This window comes from Caballeronia sp. PC1, from assembly GCF_021353155.1.
Lineage (GTDB): Bacteria > Pseudomonadota > Gammaproteobacteria > Burkholderiales > Burkholderiaceae > Caballeronia > Caballeronia cordobensis.
The window spans coordinates 282788-308814 of the sequence record NZ_JAJUBH010000004.1 but is presented as its reverse complement, the minus strand read 5'-3'; the positions used below and the strand labels follow the sequence as shown (position 1 = coordinate 308814).

27 protein-coding genes and 5 pseudogenes are annotated in these 26027 nt (G+C 60.4%); 18 read left to right on the top strand and 14 right to left on the bottom strand.

The genetic code is table 11. From position 1 onward, the window contains the following. Positions 1 to 207 precede the first annotated feature (207 nt). Positions 208 to 771: pseudogene (locus LY284_RS34625) on the bottom strand (IS21 family transposase); the annotation flags it as partial. A 170-nt stretch (positions 772 to 941) separates the two neighbouring features. Here LY284_RS34625 and LY284_RS34620 point away from each other — a divergent pair. From LY284_RS34620 to LY284_RS34610, 3 genes are read left to right on the top strand one after another with little or no spacing between them, the layout of a single operon-like run. Continuing rightward, positions 942 to 2192 (top strand): tyrosine-type recombinase/integrase, encoded by a 1251-nt coding sequence (locus tag LY284_RS34620; protein WP_233391564.1) that lies wholly within the window; start codon positions 942 to 944, stop codon positions 2190 to 2192. Further along, entirely contained in the window at positions 2189 to 3127 is a 939-nt protein-coding gene (locus LY284_RS34615) for a tyrosine-type recombinase/integrase (protein WP_233391562.1), read from the top strand. The genes LY284_RS34620 and LY284_RS34615 overlap by 4 nt, the downstream gene beginning before the upstream one ends. Continuing rightward, the gene (locus LY284_RS34610; protein WP_233391165.1) at positions 3124 to 4128 is read left to right on the top strand and encodes a tyrosine-type recombinase/integrase; all 1005 of its coding nucleotides are present in this window, start codon (positions 3124 to 3126) and stop codon (positions 4126 to 4128) included. The genes LY284_RS34615 and LY284_RS34610 overlap by 4 nt, the downstream gene beginning before the upstream one ends. An 88-nt stretch (positions 4129 to 4216) precedes the next feature. On the opposite strand, the pseudogene LY284_RS34605 reads toward LY284_RS34610, so the two are convergent. Further along, positions 4217 to 4474: pseudogene (locus LY284_RS34605) on the bottom strand (IS21 family transposase); the annotation flags it as partial. A 53-nt stretch (positions 4475 to 4527) separates the two neighbouring features. Between LY284_RS34605 and LY284_RS34600 the strand changes: the two are divergent. The 4 genes from LY284_RS34600 (at position 4528) to LY284_RS34585 (ending at position 7778) form a co-directional block, all read left to right on the top strand. Continuing rightward, positions 4528 to 4788: a DUF5372 family protein gene (locus tag LY284_RS34600; protein WP_309243244.1), complete on the top strand. Its 261-nt coding sequence runs from the start codon at positions 4528 to 4530 to the stop codon at positions 4786 to 4788. Positions 4789 to 4964: 176 nt separating this feature from the next. Further along, a complete protein-coding gene (locus LY284_RS34595) occupies positions 4965 to 5417 on the top strand; it encodes a helix-turn-helix domain-containing protein (RefSeq protein ID WP_073426921.1) in 453 nt (150 codons plus the stop codon). Between the two features lie 35 nt (positions 5418 to 5452). Then, positions 5453 to 5707 (top strand): hypothetical protein, encoded by a 255-nt coding sequence (locus LY284_RS34590; protein ID WP_233391158.1) that lies wholly within the window; start codon positions 5453 to 5455, stop codon positions 5705 to 5707. Beyond that, positions 5697 to 7778 carry a recombinase family protein gene (locus LY284_RS34585; RefSeq protein WP_233391408.1) on the top strand — a complete coding sequence of 694 codons (2082 nt, stop codon included), beginning with the start codon at positions 5697 to 5699 and terminating at the stop codon, positions 7776 to 7778. The genes LY284_RS34590 and LY284_RS34585 overlap by 11 nt, the downstream gene beginning before the upstream one ends. A 9-nt stretch (positions 7779 to 7787) precedes the next feature. Here the strand turns inward: LY284_RS34585 and istA are convergent. The 3 genes and pseudogenes from istA to LY284_RS34570 all read right to left on the bottom strand — a co-directional run. Further along, positions 7788 to 8516 (bottom strand): annotated as a pseudogene (istA, locus tag LY284_RS34580) (IS21 family transposase); the annotation flags it as partial. A gap of 167 nt (positions 8517 to 8683) precedes the next feature. Next, complete coding sequence (locus LY284_RS34575) at positions 8684 to 9385, bottom strand: ATP-binding protein (RefSeq protein ID WP_304503022.1); 702 nt, start codon at positions 9383 to 9385, stop codon at positions 8684 to 8686. 2 nt (positions 9386 to 9387) lie between these two features. Beyond that, positions 9388 to 9591, bottom strand: a complete 204-nt coding sequence (locus LY284_RS34570; protein WP_375294330.1) for a hypothetical protein — start codon at positions 9589 to 9591, stop codon at positions 9388 to 9390. A 158-nt stretch (positions 9592 to 9749) separates the two neighbouring features. Between LY284_RS34570 and LY284_RS34565 the strand changes: the two genes are divergently transcribed. From LY284_RS34565 to LY284_RS39405, 4 genes and pseudogenes are all read left to right on the top strand, one after another. Then, on the top strand, positions 9750 to 10763 hold the full coding sequence (locus tag LY284_RS34565; protein WP_233391560.1) for an IS110 family transposase: 1014 nt from the start codon (positions 9750 to 9752) through the stop codon (positions 10761 to 10763). 465 nt (positions 10764 to 11228) lie between these two features. Beyond that, positions 11229 to 11543 (top strand): transposase, encoded by a 315-nt coding sequence (locus LY284_RS34560; protein ID WP_045462502.1) that lies wholly within the window; start codon positions 11229 to 11231, stop codon positions 11541 to 11543. Next, a complete protein-coding gene (locus tag LY284_RS39410; RefSeq protein ID WP_375294329.1) occupies positions 11540 to 11893 on the top strand; it encodes an IS3 family transposase in 354 nt (117 codons plus the stop codon). Before LY284_RS34560 ends, LY284_RS39410 begins: the two co-directional genes overlap by 4 nt. Further along, positions 11844 to 12098 (top strand): annotated as a pseudogene (locus tag LY284_RS39405) (DDE-type integrase/transposase/recombinase); the annotation flags it as partial. The gene LY284_RS39410 and the pseudogene LY284_RS39405, both read left to right, overlap by 50 nt. Before the next feature lie 43 nt (positions 12099 to 12141). Here LY284_RS39405 and LY284_RS34555 read toward each other — a convergent pair. Next, on the bottom strand, positions 12142 to 13494 hold the full coding sequence (locus LY284_RS34555; protein ID WP_233392076.1) for an IS30 family transposase: 1353 nt from the start codon (positions 13492 to 13494) through the stop codon (positions 12142 to 12144). Positions 13495 to 13535: 41 nt separating this feature from the next. On the opposite strand from LY284_RS34555, the gene LY284_RS39400 reads away from it, so the two are divergent. After that, complete coding sequence (locus LY284_RS39400; RefSeq protein ID WP_375294328.1) at positions 13536 to 13964, top strand: transposase; 429 nt, start codon at positions 13536 to 13538, stop codon at positions 13962 to 13964. 81 nt (positions 13965 to 14045) lie between these two features. Here the strand turns inward: LY284_RS39400 and tnpB are convergent, their stop codons facing one another. The 3 genes from tnpB to LY284_RS34535 all read right to left on the bottom strand — a co-directional run bounded on the left by tnpB (position 14046) and on the right by LY284_RS34535 (position 16610). Next, positions 14046 to 14378, bottom strand: coding sequence for an IS66 family insertion sequence element accessory protein TnpB (gene tnpB / locus LY284_RS34545; RefSeq protein WP_233391555.1), 333 nt, complete (start codon positions 14376 to 14378; stop codon positions 14046 to 14048). Continuing rightward, positions 14366 to 14752 carry a transposase gene (locus LY284_RS34540; protein ID WP_231928068.1) on the bottom strand — a complete coding sequence of 129 codons (387 nt, stop codon included), beginning with the start codon at positions 14750 to 14752 and terminating at the stop codon, positions 14366 to 14368. The genes tnpB and LY284_RS34540 overlap by 13 nt, the downstream gene beginning before the upstream one ends. A 1639-nt stretch (positions 14753 to 16391) precedes the next feature. Beyond that, positions 16392 to 16610, bottom strand: coding sequence for a hypothetical protein (locus LY284_RS34535; RefSeq protein WP_045462640.1), 219 nt, complete (start codon positions 16608 to 16610; stop codon positions 16392 to 16394). Between the two features lie 959 nt (positions 16611 to 17569). Between LY284_RS34535 and LY284_RS34530 the strand changes: the two genes are divergently transcribed. From LY284_RS34530 to LY284_RS34510, 5 genes are all read left to right on the top strand, one after another. After that, positions 17570 to 18115 (top strand): DUF4142 domain-containing protein, encoded by a 546-nt coding sequence (locus LY284_RS34530; protein ID WP_045463320.1) that lies wholly within the window; start codon positions 17570 to 17572, stop codon positions 18113 to 18115. Between the two features lie 418 nt (positions 18116 to 18533). Continuing rightward, positions 18534 to 18983, top strand: coding sequence for a hypothetical protein (locus tag LY284_RS34525; RefSeq protein ID WP_175585718.1), 450 nt, complete (start codon positions 18534 to 18536; stop codon positions 18981 to 18983). A 404-nt stretch (positions 18984 to 19387) separates the two neighbouring features. After that, complete coding sequence (locus tag LY284_RS34520; protein ID WP_233391554.1) at positions 19388 to 19912, top strand: GNAT family N-acetyltransferase; 525 nt, start codon at positions 19388 to 19390, stop codon at positions 19910 to 19912. 94 nt (positions 19913 to 20006) lie between these two features. Then, positions 20007 to 20927: an SDR family NAD(P)-dependent oxidoreductase gene (locus LY284_RS34515; RefSeq protein ID WP_233392083.1), complete on the top strand. Its 921-nt coding sequence runs from the start codon at positions 20007 to 20009 to the stop codon at positions 20925 to 20927. A 10-nt stretch (positions 20928 to 20937) separates the two neighbouring features. Next, entirely contained in the window at positions 20938 to 21843 is a 906-nt protein-coding gene (locus tag LY284_RS34510; protein ID WP_233391552.1) for a DUF72 domain-containing protein, read from the top strand. Positions 21844 to 21860: 17 nt separating this feature from the next. Here the strand turns inward: LY284_RS34510 and phoU are convergent, their stop codons facing one another. From phoU to LY284_RS34485, 4 genes and pseudogenes are all read right to left on the bottom strand, one after another. Next, positions 21861 to 22568 (bottom strand): phosphate signaling complex protein PhoU, encoded by a 708-nt coding sequence (gene phoU, locus LY284_RS34505; protein WP_045463328.1) that lies wholly within the window; start codon positions 22566 to 22568, stop codon positions 21861 to 21863. A 380-nt stretch (positions 22569 to 22948) separates the two neighbouring features. Then, positions 22949 to 23760, bottom strand: a protein-coding gene (locus LY284_RS34500) for an IS5 family transposase (RefSeq protein ID WP_233391550.1) whose coding sequence is annotated in 2 segments (ribosomal slippage) — positions 22949 to 23412 and positions 23412 to 23760 — 813 coding nt in all. Because the reading frame shifts where the segments join, the coding sequence is not laid out codon by codon here. A gap of 289 nt (positions 23761 to 24049) precedes the next feature. Continuing rightward, positions 24050 to 24453: pseudogene (locus LY284_RS34495) on the bottom strand (transposase); the annotation flags it as partial. Beyond that, positions 24435 to 25412: an SMP-30/gluconolactonase/LRE family protein gene (locus tag LY284_RS34485; protein WP_375294327.1), complete on the bottom strand. Its 978-nt coding sequence runs from the start codon at positions 25410 to 25412 to the stop codon at positions 24435 to 24437. The pseudogene LY284_RS34495 and the gene LY284_RS34485, both read right to left, overlap by 19 nt. On the opposite strand from LY284_RS34485, the gene LY284_RS34480 reads away from it, so the two are divergent. Then, a complete protein-coding gene (locus LY284_RS34480) occupies positions 25404 to 25733 on the top strand; it encodes a hypothetical protein (RefSeq protein ID WP_233391548.1) in 330 nt (109 codons plus the stop codon). The genes LY284_RS34485 and LY284_RS34480 overlap by 9 nt on opposite strands. A 28-nt stretch (positions 25734 to 25761) precedes the next feature. Here LY284_RS34480 and LY284_RS39165 read toward each other — a convergent pair whose 3' ends face one another. Next, on the bottom strand, positions 25762 to 25971 hold the full coding sequence (locus tag LY284_RS39165; protein WP_233391546.1) for a DUF3331 domain-containing protein: 210 nt from the start codon (positions 25969 to 25971) through the stop codon (positions 25762 to 25764). Positions 25972 to 26027: the final 56 nt, after the last annotated feature.

Genomic DNA, 26027 nt, shown 5'->3' with positions numbered 1-26027 from the left:
GGTTTCACCCCCCACAGATTGCTAAGGCGTTCATGCAGTGATGGCAAAACAGGTTGGACCGTGGTCGGTAGATCCCGCTACTACCAAAGCGCTAACAGCGCGATTCATTGTTGGGGAACCGATCAGCGCATTCCATCAGGGACCGTTGGAAGATAAATCCAACGTAGAGAGTCCGGATACATGGCTGCGATCTCCTCTGTTTGCTCATCACGAAAAGACCGCTTGGCAAACCGGGGGCGTCCATACATGGTAGTAGCTGGAGCCGCGTACATGCGCGTGACTCGGACTGACCCATTCGACAGGCGTGGTCGCTGCCGCGCGGTCGCGGTTGTTGATGAGGATGTCGCGCACGTGGCGGTAACGATGCACACCCAATTCGAGCGCCAACGCACACGCCGCTTCGAGGCGGTCGCGACCGTAACGACGTGAGAGTGAGAGCAAGCCGAGGCACGCCCGATAGCCGTGCTCGGGATGGCGCTGTTCCTGCAGAAGCCGCGCGACGAGCGCGCCGGTGGCGCCACCAATCTGCTGACCCCAGTGGATAAGCCGCTGCGGAGTCCATTCGAGATGGGCGCGGTGCGCCGCCGGCATGTGCTCGACGACGGTGGTGTAGCCTCCCACACGATCGTTGCGGGCATGGCTGGCCACACGGCGACCGCGATGCAACAACTCGACGGCACCCGCTGTGATGCGCGCATCGAGCTTGAGTCCGACAAGCGCGTGCGGGACGCTGTAGCGATGTTTATCGATCTCGATGTGGTAGTCGATGTGTTCTGTGGTCGACCACAGAACACATCTTGTGTGGCGGAGCGATTTCTGTGGCCTCGGCGCTGATGAGCTGCTTCCAGCGGAGATCCTCGCAGTCTGAAGACCACAGAAGCAGGTCTCGATTTGAGGAGCAATATTACCTTTCCGCTTTTCTTGCGGAAGGAGGGCTCATCATGTTCGATCAACTTTTCAAGGACCCGGCTGCAGTTTCCCGTCACACCACCGCACCGCTCTACGGCGAGCGGGTTCGATACCTCGAGTACATGCAACGCCATTGGGCTTCACGCAAGACCTTAATTCGCAATGCAACGTACATGCTGCGGATAGGAGAGGCATTGAGATGGACGTTACCGGATTCCTTCACCGCTGCTCAACTTGGTAAGCTCGCAGATCGATGGCGTAACCGGCGAGCGACTAACCCTACCCGCACCGATGGGGAAGCATCCCGAACGGCGTATGTTTCGACAGCGACGAACTGGATGCGTTTTCTTGGACGACTGCAAGCGGTGACCAACGAGCAGCCTGGCTCGGAGCAGATCGCAGCCTACGCTCGCTTCATGCGCGACGAGCGTAACCTCTCCGCACTAACAATTCGAACGCGTAGCGGTCGCGCTTCCGAGTTTCTCCGGCTCGCTAATGCCGAGGGTTATGACATCTCTCGACTTGACTGGGAAGCCGTCGATCTCATTCTTGCCTCGAAGGGAAGCCGCGATGGTCTGACACGCGCGTCGATGCAAACCTATGGCTACAACATTCGAAGTTTCATCCGCTATTTGGAAGAACACGGGCAATGCCGACCCGGTTTATCCTCGTCAATACAACCGCCGCGGGTATATCAAGGCGAGGCGCTACCTGCCGGTCCGGCTTGGCCGGAAGTCCTTCGTGTCCTTGAGAATCTCGAGGGGAACCGGCCCGGCGCGATTCGTGATCGCGCGATCTTGATGATGTTCGCGGTGTACGGATTGCGAGTGGCCGAAGTGCGCCGACTGTGTCTCGACGATTTTGACTGGCAGGAAGCGCTTTTTCGCGTGCACCGTTCCAAGCAAAGCCCACATGTTGCAGTGTTTCCACTGGCCGGCGACGTAGCGGATGCTCTTGCGAGGTATCTGCGCTTCGTTCGAGTGAAGTCTGATCGGCGGGAGCTGTTTCTCCAGCTGCGTAGTCCATATCAACCACTTGGCAGCAGCGCGATCTGGCAGATTGTGAATCGTCAGCTGAGGCCAATGGATCTGTTGATCAAACACAAGGGACCGCATTCCTTGCGGCATGCGTGTGCGACCCAGCTTCTCGGACGAGGTCTAACCATGAAGGAGATTGGAGATTTCCTCGGACATTGCCATCCCGCCACCACGGCGTTATACGCGAAGGTCGACATCGACGGCTTGCGCCAGGTGGCTGACGTTGATCTCGGGAGGTTTCTATGAAGCTCGCTGCTGCAATCTCACTGTATATGCAGGTTATCCGCGCCGGTGGATGCAAGGGCGATAGTATTCACGGCGTGCTCGTCTTGTTTGCCAAGTACGTGGGAAGTGAGCGGGAACTCAGTTCGATATCTCAGACGGAGGTTCGGGCATTCCTCGACGGGAATCTCCCGATCAGCCGATATTGGCATCGCAAGCATTCTGCTCTCGTGGGCTTTTTCCGCTTTGCGCTCGCACGCGGTTTGGTATCTGCCATTCCTCTACCTACCCGGACACCACGTTGCTATCAGGATTTCCAACCCTATGTGTATTCCGAGAACGACGTCGACCGACTGATCGCTGCGCTTGAGTGTGCACGCGCGACGCCGATTGAAGCACGCACCCTTCGAGTCCTCGTGCTGCTTTTATACGGGACCGGCTTACGATTGTGCGAAGCACTGAACCTATGCCTCGCAGATGTGGATCTGCCACAGCAGTTGCTCACGGTTCGCGACACGAAGTTTTACAAGACACGATGGGTTCCAATTGGAATGCAGCTCGTCCACATCCTGCAAGAATACATGGTGGCGGTTCACCCATCCGTCAGCGTCGAAGCTCGCGACGACATGCCACTGTTTGTCCGTCATGACGGTGGTCGGCCAACCGGCGGCGTCCGGCGCGCATTTGCGAGGCTCAGGTCAAAGGCTGGCGTTCGGCGCAACGACGGCGCCCGGTATCAGCCGCGTTTGCACGATATGCGAGCAACGTTCGCTGTACATCGCTTGACCAGCTGGTATCAGCAAGGTGCCGACGTGCAGCGACTTCTTCCTCTGCTGTCAATCTATCTCGGACACGCGAGCATAGCGGCCACCCAGGTCTATCTGCCTATGTCTCCGGAACTTCTCGTGGAAGCGTCGAACCGACTCGGACGATACGTCGCGCTGGAGAGCCAGTCATGAACGATCTGAACCTGTTGGCCCCATGGATCAAACGCTTCCTGGCCGATTACCTTGTCACGGTAAGAAGTGTGGCGCGAAGCACGCAATTGAGCTACCGCGACACGCTGGCCAGGCTCATTCGCTACGCTGCGGGCGAACTACGAACGCGTCCTGACCTGCTGAAGATCGACGACATCAGCAGAGACCTGATCAATCGATTTCTCCCAACAACGACGGCCGGTAAAGCTTTGTGCGCGAGAACCGTCAACCAACGTCTCGCGGCCTTACATAGCTTCGCGCGATTCGTGGGCGAATACGGACCAGAGCACCTTGAATGGTCCGGGCGTGTCTTAGCGATCCCATTCCGTAAGTTCGCGCGCCCCGAGATTCCCTACCTTGAGAAACCTGAGATGGATGCGCTTCTTGCTGCTGCAGACTTACGAACGGCACAGGGAACGCGTGACCATGCGCTGCTGATGTTCCTGTACAACACTGGCGCGCGAGCGACAGAGGTCGCTCAAGTTAAGGTGCAGGATCTGCAATTGCAGTCGCGAGATGGCAACGGCAACGCGTTTGTCAGATTGCTTGGCAAAGGCAACAAGGTTCGATTGTGTCCCCTCTGGCCGCAAACGGCAGCGGAGATCTCGGCACTGATTGCCGGTCGGCCAGCGGACCAGTATGCTTTCTTGAACCGGCGTGGTACGTCGATTACTAGATTCGGAGTCCACTCCCTGGTGGAGCGCTGCGCGAAGCGCATCGAGACGAGGTTCCCTGCGGTCGGCGCGAAGCGGGTGAGCCCGCACACGATTCGCCATACAACGGCTACCTATCTCCTGCGCTCGGGTGTCGACATCAACACCATCCGCGCGTGGCTCGGCCATGTGTCGCTCAACACCACCAACATTTACGCACAAATCGACCTGGAGATGAAGTCGCGCGCCTTGGCGCAACTACAGCCATCCGGCGAGGCGCCGAGGCCCCGAATTGAATCCGACCTGCTGCGTTTCCTGCGCTCACTGTAACCGGATTTCTGTGGCCTCCAGACTGCGGGGATCTCCGCTGGAAGCAGCTCATCAGCGCCGAGGCCACAGAAATCGCTCCGCCACACAAGATGTGGACCGTCACTGCCTTGAACCGCGCGAGCTCATACGGCTGCACCGGCAGTGGCTGTAGGGCCGGCGCGTCTAATTCGGTGAACGCGCTGGCGCGGCATCCCGGCAGTTTCTGAAATGGGCGCTCGTTCAAGTTCTTCAGTAGCGGGCGGATCGCGTCGTCCACCGACTGGACCGACTCGAACTGGCGATGACGCAAGCGCGCCATGATCCAACGTTCGACCACCTGAACCGCCACTTCGACCTTCGGCTTATCGTAAGTCAGCAACTGCTTGTCGTGATGACGGTTGCGCGACTGTAACGGTCGAGATCACCCACCCATTTCATCCCCTGCGCGGTACCCGAATCCAGTTGGCTACTCGCCGTCAGAACTGGGGAGAGGATCGTGTGATGTTCTATGACGAACATGGCCGGCTAGTGTCGATACTGGCCTCATGGACTGATGTGGACGAACCGGACGCGTTCGCTCAGACCGCAGCGGGACGCTCCGAGTTTCGTGTCGAGGACCTCCGAAGGCTGCGCGCGCTGATCGACGACTTGAAGCTGGAGGTCCTCGGCCGTGTCAAATAAATTATGCCGTCTATGTAAGCTAAATAACGCCGCTACTGTGGTGCAGGCGCTTGGAGGCGGTGACGGGAATACCGTTAATACGGTGGGATTTCTACGATTTCATGGCTGGTCAGGCCTTGACATTGAAATAAAGGCGGCATATTTTAAATTACATATCTCTAGCCGGCGCAGTGACCTTGACCAAGCTCGATTCGAAGCAGGACCGCCTCAGGCGACTCGGCGTGCTGAACCCTCATCCCGAGCGGGTGCGAGCTCCCTGGTTTCAGTCGAACGATTTCTTCGACGCCCGCGATCTGATCCAGGTCAAGTACGAGATGCTGCGCCACGTCAGCGTCGACGGCGCCTCGAAGGCCGACGCTGCAGAGCTGTTCGGCGTGTCCCGCCCGACCTTCTATCAGGCCGAGGCAGCATTCGCGCGCGACGGCCTGGCCGGACTCATGCCGAAACCGCGTGGGCCCAAGGGCGCACACAAGCTCAATCTCGAAGCGATGGCCTTCGTCGAACGACATCTCGAAGGAGACGGCTCCATTCACGCCCGCGCACTAGCCGAGCAACTGGAATCCGAGCTTGGCATCTCGGTCCACCCCCGCAGCATCGAACGCGCGATCGCACGCAAAAAAAAACCGTAGAACCATCTGTCGCCACCCATCCCCTCGCGCAAACCTTGACTGCTGCCTACGAGGCGCTACGCGACGCGGTGATAGAAGGCGCCCCTTGCCCAGAGGGTATGGCGGCGATTCGTTACCACGGCATGCTGCATGGACTTTCCATGCTTGCGATGACGGCCCCTGCGACCAGCGACGCTCCTGAATCTCGCAAAGAGGAACGCATGGGCGCACTCCCATCCAGCGACGAATTGGTACGTCTGTTGGCCAATCTCGTTCTGCGCACCCATTCGGAGCTCGCCCATGTCTACTGACCCGTACCAGAAAGTCACGGCCGACCACTTGCGCCGCGACGCCTTTCTATACGTGCGGCAATCTTCGCTGCGACAGGTATTCGAGAACACCGAGAGTACCAAGCGCCAGTACGCATTACGCGAGCGTGCCGTATCGCTGGGCTGGCCCATCGAACGCGTGCACGTCATCGACAGCGACCTGGGTCTGTCCGGCGCGAGCGCAGAAGACCGGGACGGTTTCCAGCAACTGGTCTCGGAGGTCGCCATCGGTCACGCCGGCATCGTACTCGGACTGGAGGTGTCACGTCTCGCGCGCAACAACGCAGACTGGCATCGGCTCATCGAACTTGCCGCATTGACCCACACTCTGATCCTTGACGAAGACGGCGTCTATGATCCGGCTTACTTCAACGACCGCCTGCTGCTCGGTCTGAAGGGAACCATGAGCGAGGCCGAATTGCACGTTCTGAACGCGCGGTTGCAGGGTGGGATGCGCAACAAGGCGCGACGTGGCGAGCTCGAACTCCCGCTGCCCATCGGACTGGTCTACCATCCAAATGGATCGGTTGTACTTGACCCTGATCAGCAAATCCACGCGAGCCTGCGACTGTTGTTCGATACTTACCGGCAAACGCACTCGGCAAGCATGGTTGTGCGCCGGTTCCGTCGCGAAGGCTGGGTCTTCCCGCGGCGCATCCGCCGCGGCATCGGCAAAGGCGAAGTGCAATGGGGCGGGCTAAACACATCGCGTGTCCTGCAGATTCTGCACAACCCCCGATACGCTGGGGCCTTTGTGTATGGGCGGACACGTATTGGACGCAAGGCTGACCTGACGAGCACGCAGTTTAAGGTTGCACAATCCGACTGGCAGGTGCTCATCCGCAGCGCTCACGTCGGCTATATCGACTGGGACGAATTCGAGCGCAATCAGGTTACGCTCAGGCAAAGCGCAAACGGATTTGGTTCGCTCGCACGAGGCACTGTCCCTCGCGAAGGCGATGGACTTCTACAAGGGCGAGTCATCTGCGGGTTGTGCGGAAATCGCATGCGGGTGCGCTACCAGAAGGTAAGCGGCAGGCTTGAACCGTACTACGTATGTCATGACGTCGCTGCCCATGATGCTGGCAAGCCGTGCCAGTCGGTACGTGGACGCGCAATTGATGATGCCATCAGCGCATTACTGCTTCAGACGGTTGGGCCGGCAGCCATCGAAGTGGCGCTAGCGGTCGAGGACGAGATCGCCGGACGCATTGAGCAGGCCAACTCCATGCGTCTGAAGCAACTGGAACGCGCGCGTTACGAAGCTGAGCTCGCGCGCCGTCGCTACATGAATGTTGACCCGGCAAACCGGATGGTTGCCGACGCGCTTGAGGCCGACTGGAATGATCGCCTTCGTCGACTGGACGTGCTACAGCAGGAACACGAACGCCAACGCCGATCGGATCAGGATCTGCTTGGCGACGAGGCTCGTGCACGCATTCGGGCTCTCGCGGATGACTTCGCCGTCGTGTGGAACGACAGACGTATCGAATCCGTCGAGCGCAAGCGTATGCTAAGACTGCTCATCGACGACGTCACCCTGGTGAAGTCGGAGAAGGTCTCGATCCATGTGCGCTTCCGCGGCGGCCGCACGATCTCACTCGCAGTCGACAAACCCAGGTCGATGGCACTTGTACGCAAGACACAACCGGCGGTCGTCACCGTCATTGATGGGCTTCTGGAAACGTGTACCGATCAGCAGGTCGCCACACGACTCAACGAGCTCGGATATACAAACTGGCAGCACCAGACATTCACCGCGCGGAAGGTGGCGCTGGTACGGACCACCTATGGGCTGCCGAGTCGATATGAGCGACTACGCGCGCGTGGCTTGCTCACCGGCGCCGAACTCGCCACGCAACTCGAAGTTAGCCAAACCACGATCCACCAATGGGGACGGCAAGGGCTTCTACGGCGGCACGTTTACGGGCATGATCACCGCTGCCTATACGAACCTCCAGGGAATGTCCCGCTCGTAAGAGGCACCGCTGGACGCAAAGCTACACAAGCAACCTTCATCGCCGCTCCAACTACCGGACAAGGTGCAATGTGAAACCTACTCCTTATCCTGCGGGCGATAAACGCGTGCAGGCAGAAATGAGGTGCCGTAGTGACGCGCGAAGTCCAGCACGGTGTCGCCCGCGCGCGGCTCGTAACGGTCGGGGTCGGCGATCATCGCGCGCGGGTTGTCCGGCACGATCAGTTGTGGAACGCCGCCGTAGAAGGTCAGCGCGCGGGTGATACCACTCAGCCAGTCCTCCATCGTCTCGGCCGGCGTGGCGCATGCGAACGTATAGCTCGATGCGCCCATGGCGGCCACGAAGATGTGCGCGCGGCGCCCTGTGGTCAACGGCAAAGTGGGACCGGCGAAGTCGACGAATAGCTTCTCGCCAGCACGGTGGATCTGCCGCATGGAGCGCTTCAGCCGTTTCGCGAACGCCTTATAGTGCTCGCAGAACTGCGTGTAACGGTAGGTCTTCCGATTCGCGAACTCCGCCTGATATTCCTCCCACAACAACGTCAGCGTCACGCCCTTGCGGCGCAGCTCTTGATGAATGCGACCGTAGTCGGGCTGTGCATAGGCTGCGGGTCCGGCGGGCTTGCCAAGAAGCCGTCGCTCGAGCTCGCCTTCGTCCATATCACGGGCGATCGCCCAATCCAGCCCGGCGGCACCCGCCAGTCCGACGTACTTCGTGACCACGCCCTTGGAAATTCCCAGCGACGCGGCGATTCGATCATGCGAGAAACCGCCGTCGAACTTAAGTCGTAAAACATCCTTGATCATGCGCATGTTCATCCGGTGCGCGGGCATGCTCTCTCCGGCAAAAGCCGGCGAGCATAGCTCGCGTGGTTGATGTCATGCGCAACGCCAGTCCTGCCGTCCGGTTCGTTCGGTCACGTTCCCGAAACGGCCGGTCACGTTGCCGAAATCGCCGGTCACGATCCCGAAACGGCCGGTCACCTTCGTCCGAAATACGCACGATGCAGGAGACGGTCAAGAATCGTCGAGGCCATGGTGCTGTCGCGAAGGTAGCGCCCCCAGTCCTGGACGATGCGGTTGTATGTGACGAGAATGCTGCGGCGATGCTTGTATCGTTGGTGAACAAGGGTCTGCAGCAGTTCGGCTGCGGCATCAGGGATGCGTTTGGCGAGGAACAGATCGTCAAGCACAAGGAGTTCGGGCTCAACGAGTGCCTTGAGCAGACGGTCCTGATCGGCCCGTGTTTCCACAGCATAGCCGGCGAACACGGTGTCGGACTCGACGTAGCGCACCTTCATTCCCTGAAGGGTGGCGTTGTAGGCGATGGCCTTGGCGACGTGGCTTTTGCCGGTGCCCGTTTTGCCTATCAGCAATGGGTTGTCGCTGTCGGCGACGAACTTCAGGGTGTGTAACTCGAAGCAAGCCCGACGAGGTACTTTGGGTTTGAAGGCCCAGTCGAAGTCACTCAAGGTTTTTCGCTCGTCCAGACCGGACTGCTGGTAACGTCGTTCGAGAAGCCTGGATTGCCGCCGATCGAGCTCGTCCTGCAGAATCATGGAGAAGGTTTCGAGGAACGGCCGCTGGCTGGCCTGGGCTTGCAGCACCCTGGTTTCCAGCGTCGCGCTGATGTCAGACAGACGCAGTTCGCGCAGGGCGCGGTCAATTTCAGCGAGGCTCATGCTCAAGGGAGATCTCCGTTGGGTGATGACATGGCGGCGCTATGACTGGCGCCGAGGGTGAACAGGTCGGCATAGTCGTCGCCGTCCCGGATGAGGTGATGTTCCTGAGTCAAGGGCAGTTCGCCCTGAAGGGGCGTGTCCAGGTCAGACAGCGCCTGCTCCAGCAGACGCTCGGTCAGCGCTTTGACCTGCTTGTAGCTGCTCACACCTTCTCTCATGGCGATCTCGCACGCCGAATCGATCAGGCGGCGGGGGTACCGTGAGATTGATAATCATTGAGAGGCCTCCTGTCCGCCCAAAGGAGGGAGCGGCCAGGGTCTACAGTTGAACTGCGACGGTCAACAGGACCCTTGAGGAGGCTGAAATGAAGTATAGCGGCATCGATCTTCATTCGAACAACGCAGTGGTCGCCGTCATCGACGATCAGGACCACGTGCTGTATCGCAAACGGCTCGTGAATGATCTGCAACTCATCATCGCCGCACTGGCACCCCACCGCGAGGAGTTGCAGGGGGTGGTTGTGGAGTCAACGTTCAACTGGTACTGGCTTGTCGACGGCCTGATGGCGGCCGGCTTCAGTGTGCGTCTCGCCAATACCGCTGCTATCAAGCAGTACGAAGGCCTGAAGTACGCCGGCGATGAACACGACGCGGTATTTCTCGCGCATGTGCTGCGCCTTGGACTACTGCCTGAGGGGTACATCTATCCGCCCCAGGAGCGTACACTGCGCGACCTCTCGCGCAAGCGCCTTCAACTGGTGCGCCAGCGCACCGTGAACATCCTCAGTATCGAGAGCCTGCTCGCGCGTCACCTGAACCTGCGCATGAACAGCGAGCAGGTTCAGCGGCTCGAGTGCACTGCCGTGCCGGCACTGCAACTGCCGCCCTACGTGCAGCGCGCGCTTGAGGCCAGCATGGCGATCATCCGCGCGCTCAGCAGCGAGATCGGCGCGCTCGAACAAATCATCCACCGCGAAGTGAAGCTGCGTCCCGAATTCGTGATCCTGAAGACCACGCCCGGTATTGGCGAAATCCTGGCGGCCACCATCATGCTCGAGACAGGGACTATCGCGCGCTTTCCCGGCCCCGGCCAGTTCAGCTCGTACTGCCGGTGCGTCGAGAGCCGGCGCGTCTCCAACGGCAGGAAGAAGGGCCAGGGCAACGCGAAGAATGGCAACCGCTATCTGGCCTGGGCTTTTATCGAGGCCGCCGCCGCCGCCATGCGCTGCTGCCCGCAGGCCAGACGTTTTTACGAGCGGAAGAAGGCCCAGCGTCTGCCCGTCGTGGCGATGAAGGCGCTCGCGCACAAGTTGGCCCGTGCGGCCTGGTACATGATGCATGAGGGTAAGCCGTTCGATGTGAGCCGATGTTTTGTCTGAGTGACGCAAGGCGCGACGGGTCCGCATTGCGGGTTGGCTTCGAACCAGTAGATTGATTGGATCGCCGCGCCCCCCTCCTGGTATGCAGGTCTGTTACCGGGACGCCCAGGCCATGAGCCCACCGGGTCTGGTGCCGCCCTTGGCGGCAACCCTACCGGTTGACACCTGGACATGAACCTGGCACCGATGATTCTCTGGGGCTCGATATGAGCCAGGGGTGCACGCGAGCATGACCGGCGCGTACCTTGATCCCGATGGGTGACTGGTGCGGCCCGTTGTGGTCGTAACCTACGATTGTCGAGAAACCGGATGCGTCATCCGTGTAACAACGCCTGTGTACAGGGCGACTGCTTTATCGTGACACAGCCGCGGGCTGTGGGGTGGCCTTGTTACCCCTTGACTTTGGCCTCTCAATGGGTGACCCGCCAAAACGGACACCTATCCTTTGAAAAAGGGGGTGCCAAAATGGGCAAGCATCGAGCACCGTACCCGGCGGAGTTCCGGGCTCATATAGTCGAGCTGGTGAAGGCGGGGCGAACACCCGAGGAGCTTGCGCGAGAGTTCGAGCCTAGTGTGCAGACGATAATCAACTGGGTGGCGCAGGCGGATATTGATGCCGGCGTGCGTCAGGAGGGGTTGACCACGGCTGAGCGCCAAGAACTCACACGTCTGCGCCGCGAGAATCGGCAATTAAAGACGGAGCGCGACATTCTCTCTCACGCCGCAGCCTGGTTCGCCCGCGAGACAGGAGCCGTGTCCTCGAAGGATACGGATTCATGAGAGCAAACCAGGCCCGTTGGCCCATTGCTACGATGGCGCGGCTGCTGGGAGTCTCGACCAGCGGTTACTACGCGTGGCTGGTGCGGGAGCCTTCAAGGCGGTCCCGTAGCGATGCTCAACTACTGACGCGCATTCGTACGCTGCATGCGAGTTCGCGAGGTACGTATGGGGCGCCGCGCATCCATGCGCAACTTGCGCGCGAGGGAGTGCACGTGGGACGCAAGCGAGTCGCGCGCCTGATGCGCATCGCGGACCTACGGGGAGCAAGCCGACGGCGCTGGCCACGTACAACGCGCCAGCGTGCGGGGGCAGCGTGCGCCGGACCTCGTGCGCCGGCACTTCAATGCTGAAGGGCCCAACATACTGTGGGTCGCAGATGCCACCTACATCCCGACGACAGAAGGCTTTCTCTATCTGGCCGTGGTGCTTGATGTCTTCAGCCGGCGCATCGTCGGCTGGGCGATGTCGAACCACTTGTACACCGAACTGATGTTGCGCGCGCTCGACATGGCCCTCCAGCAGCGACGTCATGAGGGCGTGATTTTGCATTCCGACCAGGGGGCCCAGGGCGGATTCAACCGGTCGTCGCAACACTCGATTATTGAGCAGAACTCAGGTATTCGTCCAGGGCTTCGGCCGGTGTCTTCCAACCAAGCGTTTTCCGGGGTCTGGAATTCAGTGCATTGGCGACGGCCTGGATCTCTCGAGCGCTCCACCGGGACAGGTCTGTGCCCTTTGGAAAGTATTGCCGCAGAAGGCCGTTCGTGTTCTCGTTCGTGCCGCGCTGCCATGGACTGTGCGGGTCGGCGAAGAATACCTTTACCCCGGACTCAACCGTAAAGCGGGCGTGATCAGATAGTTCTTTTCCACGATCCCAAGTCAATGACCGCCACAACTGGGCAGGCATGTCAGTCACGGTCTTCTTGAGCGCATTGGCCATCGTGACAGCTCCGTAGCCAGCCAGCGCGGGACCGTTCTTCGTTCTGGGCATCAGCCCGTAGCCCTCCTCGCGAGGTAGATGGACGAGCATGGTGAACCGGCTTGTCCGCTCAACCAGCGTTCCGATTGCGGACCGATTCAGGCCGATGATAAGGTCACCTTCCCAATGCCCTGGCACGGCACGATCCTGCACTTCTGCAGGCCGGCTGGAGATCATCACGTCCTCGCTAACGTGCGCCCAAGCCTTGGCCTGTGCCCGGGCCCTCGGCACGCGCAACGCCCGCCCAGTGCGCAGACAGCTGACCAGCTCGCGCTTGAGAGCACCTCGGCCCTGAATATAGAGAGCCTGGTAAATGGCTTCGTGAGAGATGCGCATGGCTTCATCATCCGGGAAGTCGGTCTGCAGCCGGTTGGAAATCTGTTCAGGCGACCAGCCATTGACCCATTTACGGGCACCGCGATGCGGTTTGTTTCTCCCTTTGAATGGTGCTTGCCGGGGCCCAGAAATCTCACGGCCATCAGCGTCGCGAACCTTGCCCTCCAGACGGTCCTGCACGTAGTGGCGCAGCCGTGGGTTAGTCACCAGTTTCGAAGGTTTAGGTCGTTTGGCAACCAGCTCCGCCTTCCACTGCGCAACCGAAGCCCGATACTCAAGCTGCCCGCCACGCGTTGCAGCGTTACGTGTCAATTCCCGGGAGACCGTTGATGGGCTGCGTCCGATACGACGAGCAATATCGCGCACCCCGACGCCTTGATGCGAAAGTAGTCCAATCTCTTCTCGCTCCGCGAACGACAGGTACCGCCCGGATATCGGGCTCAACATGGAAAGTGGCATGCCGCCATTATGACGGAACCAGCGAGTGCCTACTGCCTGCGACACGCCAACCGCCTCTGCAGCCTTCTCGCTCGTAATACCTGTTGCGATTTGCTCCCAGAATCGCCGCTCGATCTCACGTCGATGCGACGGCGCACCTGGCGAGCGCATCGCTCCTCGCCCTGTCAACTTACGCATCCAGCCCGCTGGTCGTCCCATAAACACCTCCTCGATCAAAGGTGTTGCGACGACCGGTTGAATCCGCCCAGTACACATCCATTGCCTTTGGGCGACGCTGCCGCGAAGCCGGCGTGCAGCCGTCGATGGGTACAGCCGGCGACGCGTACGACAATGCGATGTGCGAATCCTTCTTTGGGACGCTTGAAGCAGAGCTCCTGTCGCGCGAACACTTCGCAACCCATGAACAAGCACGGAGGCGCATCTTCTCCTTCTTAGAAGGCTGGTACAACGTACGCCGCCTGCATAGCAGCATCGGCTATTGTTCGCCGCTCGAATTCGAAAACTTGAGCGCCAAGACAAAGACCGCATCACCCTGCGAGTTGCCCACCGACGGGCAGCGTCGTGGTCGTGAGACGCGACCCGCTGCCCTTCCGTGGACAACCCGCGACTCAACGCTTAACGGAGGCCGGATCACGACAAATCTTTAACTGCAAATCTGTCCGTCGGAGCGGGTCAATCTCAAGAAGCAGAACTGTTTACGTCACCGTCGACGCGTCAGATGATGCGTATCACGCCATCTTGGCCGATGCGTTGCCACGGCAGCCCCAGCACCAGGCCCGCCAACTGTTCGTGCGTGAGCACTTGCTGCTTTGGTTCGCTGCCAGCGTGCGGCCAGACGAACTGCCCTGATTCAGCCGCCGCGCTGCCAGCCAGATACCGATGCCATCGTGGACGAGCACCTTCAAGCGGTTGGCGCGTCGGCTGGTAAACAGATAGGCGTGGTGCGGATGCGCGGCGCCGAACACCTTCACCACGCGCGCTAGCGCCGTGTCGAAGCCGGCCCGCATGTCCAGCGGATCGACTGCCAGCCAGATCTCGTCGACACGAATCACCGCAGCCACTCGCGCAGCCATATTGCGCATTGCGCGGCTTCGGAGACCGGCCAGCTCACGGTTATCGACTGATTTCCCCGGCGAACTTCGACACGGATCTCCGTCGAGGCTACCTCCTTTGCGCCCATGGCTACAGGAACGAATGCTGGTAGTAGTGTCGATTGAGCTTCTACCGGGCGCTCAGACAACCGCTTCGGAAGTCTGCCTTCTGCCTGATCAAGCCAGCGGCGCAATAGATTCGCGTTGAGCCGATGTTCCAGCGCGACCGCCGACACCGACACGCCGGTGCCCTGGCAAGCGGCGACAACGCGCGCCTTGAATTCTTCGGTGTAGCGGCGACGACGGCGACGCGTCGGCAACGCCTCTTCTTCGATAGTGTTCACGTGTCCGCTTATTCGCTTTGGTGGACACGATACTCCCAAGCGCTTCAACTACGATCAAGGTGAGTTGCCCGGCCGCTTACGGGCAAAGGGTGATGTGTGTCAAAGCAAATTGAGCCAAGGGAGCGAGGGGCTACCGAGATGTCATCCAGTTGGCGTCGGGAAGCGCGCAGGGCACACGGCTGGGGGTATTTCGGTGGACGCGCCTGGCATGTGTCATGGTCGGCGCGGCAAACTTGCCCGGCGCTAGTCCAACGCTCCTTCCGCTTCTGACGAATCCCAGAGGATTCCCCGGCGCCTCTGTACTTCGTTTTCCAGCAGATGCTCTTGGTTTCGGCGCGTATAGCGACTGGCCGAAATCGGGTGATGAATGCTTTATGCCGACTGCATCCTTCGAGCGAGCGTTCCATTGTTTTGAGATGCGCTGTTGAAAGGCTCGCGGTGAAGTTGAGAACTATCGCTTACGCCTACGACGCATTATCTGACGAAGGCATCCAGCGCTCAATGAGAAACTGGTTTGTCACTCTGCCGGCAGCCAGCATAGCGGGATTACTGCAACTGTGTTCTCAATATGGCGGCGAGCGTTGTGAAACTGCGCCCCTGGATGCATGGGCGCTAGATATGAGCGGTCGCTCTTAACAGGTTTCGGCCCGTCCACGGCGACCCGCGGCTCCTAACGGGATAATTGTCACTTCACGCACATGTTCGAGTACCCGCGGCAGACGTTTGCAGCCATGGGCCGGGTCCGTCATTGCCTGCCTTCTGCGTCAAGTTCCTTCAGCGTCACTTCGGCGAACCGCGGACACCCTGCGGCACTGGTTGACCGAGGCGCGACGCCGGCCATCATGCACCCCCGTCGTCGCACCGCTGCATTGAAACGCCCTTCACGAAAGACAGCGACGCAAGGTGCTCTGCGCAGAGGCGTAGCGTCTTGACGTCTCCTTTGCACAAGATGGTCAAACCTTCTCGCGTCACGTCTGCGCGGTGAACGTCGATACCCTGTCGTTCTAGCGCGTCGAAAATGGCTTCGTTGGCAAGGGGTGCAGGCGACCCTGAACGGACGATAAGAAGCACGTTAAGGATCGCGGGTGACGCGTTTTTCATTTCTGAACTTCCTGATCCGAACTTGTCCTGATCGTGAATTTGGACTGGATTGCCGATGACCGATGGATCGGCATTGCGAACTGGTGGCAATTTGACCCGCATGGAGATGGAAAATGCACATCGAATTGAGGTGCGTGAGAAACCACGGCGGGATGCAACAGGCCCCGTCCACGTTAAGTATGACCGGCTGTGGGCATCTCGCGACGTACCGAACGCATGCTACCCGGACCCTACTACTCGTGAAATCAGGCGCTGATGCTCGCGTTTTTGTGATGATCTGCCGCACCGTTGATGCGAAGGTCCTGCGGCGCTCTCCTGAAAAAGACCATTGCATGAAGGACGATGCGCGCATGTCCGCGCCCCGGCGAAAGGTACAGAACTCAAGGCGAGAAAACCCAACCAGGAAGGCAGCGCGCTCTCAACCGAACCGAGCGGACGTTCGATGCAACCATAGCCCGTACGAAGAAACGGGATTTGCCTCGGAAGTGAGAATCGCAACTGACGAGATCCGTTTGGCTGACTGGTACGAGTCTGGCAGCTAATTCAGTGCGGCCGCGATACGTCGCGCTTGAAGCGCCGCGTCGTCCAGTGCGTCGGGCGCAGAGGCGAACAGGCGCGTTCCTCTGCGTATCGAAGTCTTCGTTCCGCCATCGGTTTGCTCGGTAACCCGAACGATTCCGACGTAGCTGCCCGGCGCCGCCAATTGAAAGTCCGGGATAACGGTGAATCGCCCTTTCAAGATGGATTGAGTTCGCATGATAGTTTTCCGATACGCTCACCGGCGATCCGCGCGCGCTTGATGCTTAGCTCTTAGTGTACCCATACCGGCCACGATCAGGCGACCAAATTATCGTCCGAACAATTCGACTGTCTTTGCGCCAAGTCTAACAGCGGCCTACCAAGCGATAGGATTCGATTTTGTTAGGGTGGAAATAGGCTTCAAACAATCCGGCGCGCGAATTTGCGACGACGCATCGTCTGGGGCGAAAGTGCTGGCACGAAAACGGCTGAGCCTCTAGCGGCGTCGGCCCTGCGAACGAGATAACCCGTGAAATGCGCTGTCTCCTACTTGAGAGGGCAGAGTGCGTGCCCTAGCGCGAGATGACCGATGTTCAACCTGTTTCCTTCGCTCGAGCACCGAGACCGAGTCCAACTACTTTGTTGGCTGACTTGGGGAATGATGACCGCTTACCACAGGTCGGGTGCGTGGCCTGGCGTTCAGTACCGCGAGCAAGCGATACAGCGATGGTTGGCGGCTCACGAAAAGTTCGGCAGTTGGTTAGAAACCGCGCAGCTTTCATGGATCGCAGCACGGCTCGCGCGTGGGAACGGTTGGATACTCGAGACTGAAGCCGGCCGCTTGGAGCTCGAGCTCGTTACGGCGATCGGGGTCATCGACTACGAGCGTCCCGTGATGCGGGCGTTATATCTGCTATGCGATGAAAGAGTTGCGGCGCGCGGATGGACGAGCGGTGGAACGTCCGCCTAAGGGCTGCGCTCTGCAGGGCTAGACATGCCCCATCCCGAGTCAAACGACGGCGAGAGGGCCGTGCGAACAGCCTTTCCGCCGCCGACCATGAACCCCGACGAACCGCTCGCAAAGTCGGACGGCGCGTCAAAGGCTCGGCGTTGGGGCCGCGGAAGCCGCCGCAACCGGCACGGTATCGAAATTGCTACAGAAACGGCGCTATTGGCTCATTTATCACGGAGATGATCATGAAGGCAATCTCGGCTTTAGCCACCGTACTCAACGCTGCGCTGATGAGCGGTGCGCCCCTCATCGTTTTCGCACAGACGCAGGCAGCGAGCACGACCCAGGCTAACGAGCTACCCGCGGTCGACAAGGCCTTCGTACAGGCCGCGACGGAATCGAGCTCCACGGAGATCGACACCGCGAAGCTCGCGACCAAACAGTCGCAGGACAAGGACGTCAAAAGCTTTGCCCATCACATGATGGTCGATCACACGAAGTTGACCATGCAGTTGAAGATGGCCGCGCCGCACGGCGTCGAAGTGCCCAAGGATAACTCTGACGCGTCGGTCATCGATGCGCTCAAGCCGCTCAAGGGCCGGGAGTTCGACAGGATGTACATCCAGAAGGTCGGAGTTGAAGGGCATCAGAAGGCGGTGGCGGCATTCCAAAAGGAGGCGCAAGAAGGCCAAAACGCCGACCTCAAAAAGGCCGCGCAGAAGGCGCTGCCGACGATCCAAGAACATCTGAAGATGGCGCAGGACCTCGCTGCCAAAAAGGGCGTGCAGTGATTGTTGCGAGCAGCGGCTCAGGTGTCAAAGCTCGACAGTTGAAGAAACGCAGACGCGCGTTGTTGCATGCGCGTCCGCATCTACGCTTATTGCGCGTCAATTACGGCTGACGCTGACCGCCCTGACGCAAGCTTCTGTTGATTCTGTTGCTGCGGCCTTGCGTCCTGCTTCGCGGATGTGGGAGGTCTTGCAGACTACAAACCGGCCGTTTAGCGGTGGGCGAGACGTCTCCGGCATTGGGGAGTCGCAACTCGGTCATCGACGAGTCGCGCTCCATCGCTCAACGTCAGCATCGAACTCTATGGGAACACCATGAAGAATGAAGCGGACCGATCATCGCTTCCACGGTATGCTTTGCTCGGCGGCGCGGTCGCTGCATCGATCGGCGTGGCGACTTGGACGGCGATGCAGGCGCGGCGTGCAGGAGCGCGACTGTCCATCTCTCGGTCAGTTCATCGAGGCCGATGTCACCGCGAGAGTGCCCGACGATCGGAAGCATGCCCGCGACGCGCTCGAAGCGGTGCCGAAATCGGTCGGCGCGCATGTCGTGCCGTGCGCATCGGGCGACAAGGCGCTGCCGGGGCCGCGCGGCTTGCCGACCGCGCAGCGGCCCGCCGTGTTGCTGGGCGATATCGTCTTCGGTGGCGAGCAGGACGGCTATGACTTCCTGCGGCTCATCAGCGAGGAAGAGGCGAGCCGCGCCGCGACGCTGATGGAGTGCCTGCCCGCGATTGCGCTGACGAGTCATGCGCAGGCGGACGCGCGCCCGCGCGCGCAGGCGGCCGGCTTTCCGGCGCATCTGACAGAGCCGGTGCCCACGCCAAAACTTATCGCGACGATCGAAGGCGTGACGTCGCGCGCTGTTTAGACGCGCAGACGCCTTCGACCGCGTGCGCGGCAGCGCACAAAACTTGGAATCGCCCTCGGCAAGTGTCGTCTCCGACAAGTCGTCCGTCCAACGATGGCTTCGGTTTGGGATCGGGCTCGGCCTCCATTTCGCTGCCGGCCTCGTCGGTGCTGCGATGGACGGTTGCACCGGTTTCATCGATCAAATCTTCGAGATCGTCGCTTTCGTCGTTTGCGGAAGGCCCGGGCTGCGTCGAGACCAGGGGGAAGGGCACCGGCATGGCGGGAAGATGGAGGATATCGAAATGACTGGTCATGGCGGTTAGAGCGTTGCATGAATAGTCCGTAAAGCTCAGCAAGCGTCATTCCGCTGTTCCGCGCGCCTCAGGTCCTCGACTTGCTGTATGCAAACAGCAGGGAGGGAGAATGGCTCATTCATCCATTGCGTTAACCGTGCAGCGGGAAGGTTCGGCCTCGATCGACGGGCGAATCCTGCTCGATGAACTCAGCGCCATGCTCGTGATATTCTCGGGCGATGGCGGGCAGTCGAGATTCGATCTCGCCGAGTTTCGCTCGGCGAATGGCATGTTCTATGTGGCGCGCACGGCCCTCGGAGAGCCGGTCGGGTGCGGCGTATTACGGCATTTCGACGCATCGACGGTCGAACTCAAAAGGATCTACAGCCGACAATGTGCGTCCGGCATCGGCACGGCCATCGTCCGGCATCTGGAGGCCGACGCCGCCGGTTGTGGCTACAGGAGGCTCGTCCTGGGACGCGAGCGGTCAACAAGCGCGCGATCAGGTTCTACCAGGGCAACGGATTCAGTCCGATCGAACGGTATGGCGCTTATGTCTGCCAGTTGGATGCGTGCGCGCTGCCTCGAAAAAAGCCTATCCAGCACGTCGTGTGCCGCCGTTATCATCGACGCGAGTGGAACGCGCAATGCTTGACCGCATGCATTCGTTACCACGCAACGAGTGCCACCATGCGAATCCGGCTCAAACCTCTCGACCAACAGGTCATCGCCAGGGCGCAACGAGTGGAATCGGGCTCGTCACCGCGCGCACCGCTGCGAGACGCGGCGCCAGGCTAATGCTTGTATCGCGCGACGAGAAGGCGCTTTCCTCACTCGCCGACGAGTTGTCGCGAGATCGAAGCGATAGCGTCGCGTATGCCGTGGCCAATGTCGGCGACCGAGAACAGTTGCAGGCCGCCGCGGATAATGCGATTTCGCGCTTCGGCGGCTTCGACACCAGGATCAACAATGCAAGCGTCGCGTTGTACGGGCGCTGCAACGGCTCGGTCGTCGCCGTGCAACATTTGCGAAAACGGAAGGGCGCGCTCATCAATCTCAGAAGCGAACTATCGGATGTCGCCATTCCGTTGCAAGGCGCATACGTTGCATCGAAGCATGCGGTAAAGGGCTTCACCGATGCGTTACGTATCGAACTCGCCGAGGAGCATGCACCGGTCTCGGTGACCCTTGTCAAGCCCGCGGGCATCGACACGCTCTTCGTCGAGCATGCGAAAAGCTACCTGGATCACGAGCCGAAGCTGCCACAGCCGGTGTATGCGCCCGAAGTGGTCGCGAAGGCCATACTGCACGCCGCGGTTCATCCGCAGCGGGTCATCTATGCGGGTGGCGCGTCGCGCGGCATGGCCTGGTTCGGGCGATCGGCGCCGCGCGTGTACGACGCCATTACGAGCCGGCTCGGTATGAAGGCCCAGCTCACGAGCGAGCCCCGGCGCGACGGCGATAGCCTCTATGGAAGCGGCACCGGCCTGAGCGAGCGGTCCGGACGACACGGCCGGGTCCGCGAACGCAGCTTCTACACCGATGCGCATACGCATCCCACGAGTGCGCGCGCGGCGCTCATGGGGATGGCCGGTGTGCTGCTGGTCGCGGCGGCGCGACGCTATGTACGCGAGACACAGGGACGTCGACTCCCGCGCTTCCTGCGCTGAAAGTGCGGTCATGAAAGGCCGCGTGCGAATCGGCATCTCAGGCTGGCGCTATGCTGGCTGGCGCGGCGTGTTCTATCCGCCGAAACTTGCACAGGCGCGCGAACTCGAGTTCGCGTCGCGCCGGGTGCAGAGCATTGAGATCAACGGTTCGCATTACTCGCTGCAACGTGCATCGAGTTGGCGTGCATGGCGCGACGCGACGCCCGATGAATTCGTTTTCAGCGTAAAAGGTCCTCGTTATCTCACCCACATGCTGCGCTTTCGCGACGAAACGGCTATCCCTGCAATGGCAAACTTCTTCGCGTCAGGCGTACTCGGTCTTGGCGAAAAGCTCGGCCCATTTCTCTGGCAGTTCCCGCCGAGCTTCGCCTTTCATGCGGAAGATTTCGAGCGCTTCCTCACGCTGCTGCCCATGGATACGGTCTCCGCCGCGGCATTCGCCCAGCAGCACGACGCGCGAGTCAAGGAACCGTGGTTCGATGCGCCAAGGAAAAAGCGAGCGTTGAGGCACGCGGTTGAAATCCGGCATCCGAGCTTTCTGAACGAGACCTTCGTAAGCTTGCTGCGCAGACACGGCGTTGCGCTGGTGGTATCGGATTCCACGGCTGGCTGGCCGTACGCGGAGGACGTGACCGCCGATTTCTTCTATATGCGTTTGCACGGCACCGAAACCCTTTACAGCGGCGCATATTCCGACGAGGCGCTCAACGCCTGGGCGCATCGCATCATGGCCTGGGCAAAGGGAACGCAGGCCGCGGACGCACGGCTTATCACGGCGCGCAAGCCGCGAAGACGCGCATCTCGCGAGATCTTCTGTTACTTCGACAACGATCAGAAAGTACAGGCGCCGTTCGATGCCGAACGGCTCCGAGAACTTCTCGAAGGAGGTCCCTTCAGCGCTTCACCGCGCCAATGAGATCGTCGATGAAGCCATCAATTGGCCAACGCCTGGCGTTCGAGTTCGTCCAGCGGAAGGTGACGCACGTCGCGGCCCTTGACGACATACACGAGAAACTCAGCGATGTTCTTTGCGTGATCTCCGATCCGCTCGAGCGCTTTGGCGATGAACAGGTATTCGAGCGCGACCGAGATGGTTCCGGGCGCTGCGTTCATCTGCATGGCGAGCCTGCGCGAGCACGAGCGGAACAGTTCGTCAATGGCTCTGTCGTCGCGCACAATCCGCGCGGCGTCCACCGTGTCCATTCGCGCGAACGCGTCGAGCACACGATGCAGGACGGAGTGAACCATCTCGCCGCATTTCTTCAGTTCGGCCACCTGGAACAATGCCGCTTCAGCACTCTCGGAAATGCGCCGCATCCGTTTCGAGATCTTTCGTGCTTCGTCGCCCATGCGTTCGAGGTTCGTCACGCACTTGGACATCGCCATTAGTAACCTGAGATCGCACGCAGCCGGCTGTCGCCGGGCAATCACATGTTGTATCTCATCGTCGATTTCAATTTCACGCGAGTTGAGAAGCCGCTCGCTGTCGCGAATTTGCAGCGCGAGCGCAGGATCGTACGCGTTCAGCAGCCGCAGGCAGCGTTCGATCTGCATTTCCACGAGACCACCCATCTCCAGGAGATGGGTCGAGAGTGCATCGAGCGAGGCGTCGAATGCGCGCGAGAGATGTTTGTCAGGCATGGCGAATAGCTGGTTCACGTCCATCATGGTGAGCGCTGAAGTCGTCCCGAGGTCGGGCTTCACGTTGTGGTGTTGGCATTAACGGTATATACCGTTTCATGGCAACTGCGCAAGCAGATAATCGCGCTCGAGGAGCGTTCATTTCGCTAAGCAGATAGGGATTTGGCGCGATGCGCGTTGAGCGAGCCGATGTCTCGTGGCGTATGTCCGGAGGACGCTCCTTTCGGACGCGAAATGGCTCGTGAGGCACGCGCGATGTGGTACGTAGAGTGCTCGAACCAAAGCATTCTCCTGTGTCGAAAGTTCCGGCTAATGCGGGTCTCCGGCGCTGTATCTGTCGCCGCGGTCGAGGCAACCACGCGGGTCGTCGCTTATAGGTCTTAACAAAATGAGTTCCTCAATCTTCGCCAACAGATGATGCAGGAGGCGAGTTTCATGAAGGCCTCGTGGATGAAAGCGAGCCGTTCGAAGCGGATGCGTAGCCGGCGAAAGTTGTGAAGCCACGAAATGGTTCGCTCCACGACCCAGCGTGTTTTGCCTAGCCCGCTGCCGTGAGGCTGACCGCGCCGAGCGATTTCGGTTGCAATGCCGGCGGCATGTAGTGGACGTCGATATTTGTCGTGGTCGTAGCCTCTGTCACCTTGAACGACCCGAGGCTTCGATAGTGGTCGGCCACGCTTGCCGCTGATGGGCGGGATAGCCTCGACCAGCGCTTGAAGCTGAGTGACGTCGTTGCGGTTGGCGCCGGTCAGTATCACCGCGAGCGGGATGCCCTGCGCTTCGGTGATGAGGTGGTGCTTTGCACCGGGTCGCGCGCGGTCTGTGGGATTCGGTCCCGTTTTTGACCTGAGCCCACAGCACGGATTGAAGAGGAGTCGACGATGACGCGAGACCAGTCGATTTGGTCGGCGGCACGTAGCCGCGCAAGCAGCAACTCGTGCAACTGGTCCCAGACGCCTGCCTCCTGCCAGTCACGCAGGCGGCGCCAGCAACTCATACCGCTGCCGCAGCCCATTTCACGAGGTAGCAGGTCCCACCGCAGGCCGGTCTGCAAGATAAAAAGGATGCCTGTGAGCACCGCACGATTGTCGAGCGGCTTGCGTCCTGGGTAACGATGGCGCCGCAGTTTTGGAGGGGGCAGCAACGGTTCGATGAGTGCCCAAAGTTCCTCGTCGAGTATAGGTTTAGCCATTTCCCTTTCGTCGTCGAAGCAATGAGCAGGTTAATCTATGGTCACCCCCGTTTTTGCAACAGTGATCTTGATTGGTGGATGGCTTGCACAAATCTATCCGGCGTCGTTGTGAGGAATAGTCCCCGCGCCACGATGAGAATCGCGCCTGACGGTCCTTATAACAGCAGCAGCATCTGGAAGCTTGCTAACCTGCCAGGGTGTCCGTCAGGCCGTTTGGCCGTTCACGTCATCAATTATCAGCAGTCGCAAAACCTGATGGGTTGACTCTAAAGTTGCGACTCTACGTCCGTCATGCGGCGGTAACGGATGCTTGTCGCTCGAATACCGTGTCATGGCTCACTATTGCGCACGCAACTCGCGCAAGCTTGCTGGCGAGCGCGCAAGCCACCACGCTCGAGTGGCGTCGCGCCAGCATTGCGCGAGTCCAGTCGGCGATCCGACCATTTTGTTTGTCCAGGCGCAGCATGAATGCCCGTGCACATTGGACGAGCAAGTGACGGATATTCTTGTCACCGCGCTTGGATATTCCGAGCAGGTTCGACCTTCCGCCTGTGCTGTATTGCCTTGGCACCAGTCCGACCGACGCGGAGAAGTCGCGACTGCACCGATATTGCTTGCGACACCGAGTTCGGAGGCGAGCAGACTTGCCGTAACTGGTCCGACACCTGGAATTGTCAGCAGACGCTGACCGATCGGAGGATGCGCCCATCTCCGTTGCGGAGCTCGGCGCGTCCGGCGATCTGCGTCCTTATCCCGATCCCGAATGGAATATCTGGCGCAATGCGCGCCGCGACGAAGTCACGCCGCAGGATCATTGGGGTATGCGTGCAGTCCGTCGTGGCGGACAAGCATGGCAACCTCTGGGTCAATCGATCCGGGCGCGCCGGCGCAATCGCTCGTCGTGCCCGGCGCGCCGAAGCTCGTGCGGATCGCCAACTCATCTGGGGAATGCGCGAATCGGTGATATAGATCGTGCCGTCGGCGCCTTCCGAGAACGTGTCGGGCCACATCAAAGCGTGATTCCGTAGCAGCGTGTCGATGCGCTCGCCGTCACGCACGTGAATCCCATGATGCTCGACCGATGAAACATAGAGACGTCCGCGCTCGTCGAACCAGAGCCCGTCCGCGGGTCCGTCGATGCCTACCGCCTCCACGCGCGCCGAGACCTGCTGCGGACTGAGCTGCGCATTCTGCAGCGCATCGGTTGTGATGCGATAAGGCGTTTTGCCCTTGACCGCCTGCCAATAGAGGTAACGCCCGTCCGGCGTCAGCGCGATACCGTCCGCGGAAAAGCTCACACGCCTGCCACCCGTCTGTTGCAGCGGCTTGCCATCGACCTTCACGGTGACGGTCTTGTCGGCCTGCGTGCTCGGATCGCCGTCGGAAACGCGTCGTGCGCTGCCCGACCCCGTGTCGAGCACGACGATCGCTCCGCGCACGCCAGAATCGGTGATGTAGACGAAACGCCCGTCCGGACTGATACGCACGTCGTTGAGATAGCTTCCTTGTGGCGCGATGGGTTCGATCCGCAGAGTCCGAGCGCGCTGCCGACGCGGCTGTATGCGATTCGAGGACGCTAGCGCCGGCGACGCCGGACTCGGCGTTACTCGCAATCTCGCGTCGAACCACGTCGCGCAAGTCTTGTGACGCATTGTGTGTGGCCCGACGCATCGTCGCAGGAAAGGCCGAGCATCCGCTACACGGCGCTCGGCGCGACGATCCACATGGGCAGCGCGGTGTTCTGGGGCGTGCTGTTCGAAGCGCTGTGCGGACGACGGAGCCGTCCCGCGGGAATCGTAAGCGCTGCCGCGGCGACCGCGCTCGTTGCTTATGTGGTCGACTACCACGTCGTGCCGAAACGCTTCACACCGGCTTTTGAGACGCATTTGCCGAGGCGCGCGCTGGCCATGACGTATGTCGCGTTAGCCGCGGGATTCGCAATCGCCGCGCTGGCGCGACGCGCGCCCCGCTGAGGCCACTCGCCGCGCGACGCTTCGTGCTTCACTCCGCGAGCGGCGCAGCGAGCACGTGACGTGCGGCGATGACCGAGCGTTCGTTGATGGCGGGTGGTCGCGCCTTTCTCGGCCGGAAGACGGGATCGCCTCGCTTGATGTGCTCGCCGCTGATGGAGCAGACATCTTCCGCGCGTGCTCTGCCAAGCGACCAGACTTGTTCGGCGAGGCAACCCAGTTGTGAGTCCGACCACGACACGCTCGCCGTGAGGGACGCGTCATGCCAAAACAGCGCACGGCGCGACGCATGGTCGT